The following is a 3,099-nucleotide window of genomic DNA, read 5'->3' as shown; positions in this document are numbered from 1 at the left end:
GCGGGGTGCTGCGGCGCTGCGCGTCGGGACGGTCGGCATCCCCGAGCAGCCGCCGACGGCACCGTTCCCGGCGCCCGGCCGGGCGCAGGCGGACCGGATCCCCGAGGTCGCCGCGTTCCGGGCCGACGCCTTCGGCGCCGCGCACTACGGCGAGGTGCCCTACGTGCACACCGCGCCGCGGACGGTCCGGCCGCTCGGCCGCCGGGTGCTCGTCGCGGCCGGCAGCCTGGCCGCCGGTGCGCTCGCCGCCGGCGGTGCGGCGTACGCGCTCACCGGCGGCGGGGACGAGCCCGCGGTCGCGCTCGCGAGCATCGGGTCGTCGCCGTCCGGGGCCGTCGAGACCGTCGAGGACGCCGACCGCACGCAGGACGTGTCGCGGTACGAGGGGCGCACCGACCTGTGCGTCCGGCTCGACGACGAGGCGCTCGCGGCGATCGAGGAGGCGCGGGCCGCCGGTGCGGACGCCGCGCCCGTCGAGGGCGCGACCGTCAAGGTCCGCACCGAGGACGGCGACGTCGTCGTGTCGATGGCCGCGGTGACCGTCGTCCGGTGCACCTGGCCGTCCGAGGAGCCTGCGGCCACGGAGGACGCCACCACACCGCCGGCCGCGTCCTCGAAGACGTCGAAGCGGGCGTCGTCCTCGTCCTCCTCGTCGTCCTCGTCGGCCGCGTCGAAGCCGCGCACCACGACGACGACCCGGCCCCGCACGACGACCACGTCGACGCGCCCGAAGACGACGACCACGACCCGGACGACGACGAAGAGCAGCAGCTCGACGAAGCCGCGGACGACGACGACGTCCAAGACGCCGACGCCCAAGCCGACGACGAGCACGGCCTCCTGATGCCCCTCGGGAGACCGTGACCGTCGGCTCCCGTCGGACGTCGGGCGACGGGAGCACGAAAGAGACGGCGCCGCGGGGCCCCTGACCCCGCGGCGCCGTCGTCGTCCCCGGCGGCTGTCTGCTACCCGAGCAGCTCGCCGGGCAGGTACTCGCGGTCCCTGGTGGACGTCGGTCCGTCGACCGGCACGGCCGCGTCGAGCCGGACGCCGCGCGGCGGGGTCGTGGCGAGCCGGTACCGGTGCAGCTCGTCGAGCCGGGCGCGGCACCGGCGCAGGGCGACGAGCACCCTCGGGTGCCGGTGGTCGTCGTCCACGGTGAGGTCCCGGCGGAGCAGGTCGCCGAGCAGGTTGTGCATGGACTCGTAGCGCGCGACGAGGTTGTCGATGACGGCCGCGGGCACCTCGTGGCCGAGGTCGGTGCCGAGCGTCGGAGGCAGCGTCGCCCGGCCGGCCATCGCGTCCGCGGCGAGACCGGCGGCCAGGTCGACGTCCTCCTCGACCCACCGCCGCCATGGGACGACGTCGTCGGCGCCCCGGTCCGCCCCGCTCGCGGGTGTGCCCTGGTCGCGCAGCTCCTGGGCCGAGGCCGCTCCGAGGGCGAGGAGCAGGGCGTCGAGCTGGAGGTCGAGGCAGAGCCGGAGCAGGTGCGCGTCGGACTCGTCGAAGGCGGACGGGTGCCGGGTGTTCTGGTTCTGGTGCGGGTCGAGTGCGGTCATCGCCGGGACCTCCCCGTGGGCGCCGGTCGCCGTCGACCGGCGGCTGTACGGACGGCGGCCGTGCGCACCCGGCAGGTCGGCGGGCGCACGAGGCCGCGACCCCGTCTGCTCCAGGGACCAGTCGAGGCTACGTCCGGGCAGGGGCGGCCGCCGGGCGAGGTGCTCCTGGACGGCTGCCGTCCTGGTCCACCTAGGCGAGGCCGAGCGCGTGCGCCTCCTCCCAGAGCTCCTCGCGGACCCTGGGGTGGGCGGCGTGCTCGATGAGGTGCCTGGCCTGCGACCGCTCGTCGTGGCCCCAGATGTCGGCCACGCCCTGCTCGGTGATGACCGCGGTCGGCTGGAACGAGGTCACCGGCTCGTCGACGAGCGGGATGATCGTCGACACGTCGGCCTTGGGGTGCCACGAGCGCAGCGCCATGAAGGACTGGCCGCCGGCGGAGTGCACGGCGCCGACGATGAAGTCCGTCTGGCCGCCGAAGCCCGAGAAGATCCGGGCCTTGATCCGGGACGCGTTCGCCTGGGCGAAGAGGTCGACCTGGAGCGCGGTGTTGACCGACACCATGAGCGGGTTGCGGGCGATGAGCGCCGGTGCGTTCGTCGTCTCGGTCCGGAGCATGAGCACGCGCGGGTTGCGGTCCACCCAGCGGTAGAGCTCCTCGGAGCCGAAGAGGAAGGACGCCGTGAGCGGGGTGTCCGGGTCGAGGGCGCCCACCTGCTCGAGCGGCAGGATCCCGTCGCTGAACATCTCGCTCCACAGCTTGAGGCCGCGGCGCGACTTCAGGCCGTGCAGGACGGCGTCCGGGACGGCACCGATGCCCATCTGGAGCGTGGCGCCGTCCGGCACCCGCTCGGCGACCAGGGCGCCGATCGCCGCCGAGGTGTCGTCGAGGCCGCCGCCGGCCGGGGACGGCAGCGCCTCGTCGACCTCGATGGCGTAGTCGACGGACTCGACCGGCAGGACGGCGTCCCCGAAGGTGTACGGCATCCGCGCGTTGACCTGGGCGACGACGATGCCGCCGCGGGCGCGGACCGCCTCGACCGCGGCCGGGAGGATGTTGACCTCCATGCCCATCGACACGGTGCCGTCGATGACCCGGGACGTGTGGAGGATGACGACGTCCGGCGGGAGCGTCCGCACGAAGAGCTGGGGGACGAGGCTGAGCCGCGCCGGGACGTACGCCAGCCGCGGGCTGCGGCGCATCCCCGGCCCGACGAAGGCGGTCTCCAGGGTGACGCCTTCACGGTCGGGCAGACCCGGCTGCGCGTTGAGGGCGTGCAGCCGGTAGGCGGGGACGGCCTTGTCGAGGATCCCGATCGCGACGTGCGGGCTGGCGAAGTTGCCCGAGACGACGACGCGGGGGTTCTCGGGCAGGCCCTCGAAGATGGACGCGAGGCCGGCGATGTCGAGCGTTCTCACGGTCCTACAGTGCCAGCCGGTCGGCCCGGAGCCTCGGGGCTGACGTCCCGGCGGGGTGTCGTGCGCCGAGCGGTGCGGTGGGCGGTTGTGCGTCGGGCGGTTGTGCGGCGGGGCGGTGTGTGG

The 3,099-nt window shown here is 75.0% G+C and carries 3 protein-coding genes; 1 reads left to right on the top strand and 2 read right to left on the bottom strand.

Annotated elements, in window-relative coordinates; genetic code table 11:
* Positions 1-844: hypothetical protein (locus ECOMGDLI_RS34365; protein ID WP_198954491.1), on the top strand; the 844-nt coding region annotated here is incomplete at its 5' end.
* Between the two features lie 121 nt (positions 845-965).
* On the opposite strand, the gene ECOMGDLI_RS02895 is transcribed toward ECOMGDLI_RS34365, so the two are convergent.
* Together ECOMGDLI_RS02895 and ECOMGDLI_RS02890 are read right to left on the bottom strand one after the other, a co-directional pair.
* A complete protein-coding gene (locus ECOMGDLI_RS02895; protein ID WP_088313421.1) occupies positions 966-1,559 on the bottom strand; it encodes a hypothetical protein in 594 nt (197 codons plus the stop codon).
* Between the two features lie 190 nt (positions 1,560-1,749).
* Complete coding sequence (locus ECOMGDLI_RS02890) at positions 1,750-2,976, bottom strand: acetyl-CoA hydrolase/transferase family protein (RefSeq protein ID WP_088313418.1); 1,227 nt, start codon at positions 2,974-2,976, stop codon at positions 1,750-1,752.
* Between the last annotated feature and the right edge of the window lie 123 nt (positions 2,977-3,099).

The organism is Kineosporia sp. R_H_3, assembly GCF_002198675.1.
Taxonomy (GTDB): domain Bacteria; phylum Actinomycetota; class Actinomycetes; order Actinomycetales; family Kineosporiaceae; genus R-H-3.
This window is presented reverse-complemented; position numbering and strand designations above follow the sequence as displayed.